1 protein-coding gene is annotated in these 700 nt (G+C 70.6%); it reads right to left on the bottom strand.

Annotated elements, in window-relative coordinates:
* Nucleotides 1–700: 4-alpha-glucanotransferase (locus JCM25156_RS26480; protein ID WP_034961532.1), on the bottom strand; the 700-nt coding region annotated here is incomplete at both ends.

The following is a 700-nucleotide window of genomic DNA, read 5'->3' as shown; positions in this document are numbered from 1 at the left end:
TCCACCACCGGGCCGGCGCGCCAGCAGGGGTCGGGGGTGGTTTTTCGGAGGGTGTTTTCACGCCGGAGGCGGCGTTCAGGGCGGACCAGAGCGCCGTACGGTCCTTCTCCCGCCCGTCGCACAGGCTGGCGGCGTCGGTGCCGGGGACGACCTGCCCCAGTTTTTCCCGCCAGTCTATATCCACCCCCTGCCACCATCCCGCCACCGTGGGCAGGTCGTGCGTGGTGGTGAACGCCGCCGCGTTCAGTGACCATGTGGCGGGTGGACGGAATGCTCCCCCCGGCGCGCGCTCGAAAAACAGCACGTTCATGCCCATGATGCCGTGGCGCTGCGCCGCGCGGCGGAAGGCGGGCGTTACGGTGCCCAGATCCTCCCCGATCACGACGCCATGGGCGCGTTCGGCCTCCAGCGCTACAAGCGGCATGAGATCGCGCACGGGAAAGGACAGGTAGGCCCCCTCCGCCGAGGAACCGCCCTGCGGTATCACCCACAGCCGCTCCAGCGCCATGACGTGATCGATCCGCAGGCCGCCACCATGGGCGAAGCCCGCGCGCAGTGTCTCGATAAAGGCGCGGTAGCCCGTGGCCCGCAGCCCGGCGGGGGAAAAGGTGGTCAGCCCCCAGTCCTGCCCCAGCGGGCTGAGCGCGTCGGGCGGCGCGCCGATGGATGCGCCAACGAGGAATTCCTGCTGCCGCGCCCA

This window comes from Komagataeibacter kakiaceti JCM 25156, from assembly GCF_000613305.1.
The sequence above is the reverse complement of the archived record's forward strand: the minus strand, read 5'-3'. Positions and strand labels throughout refer to the sequence as shown.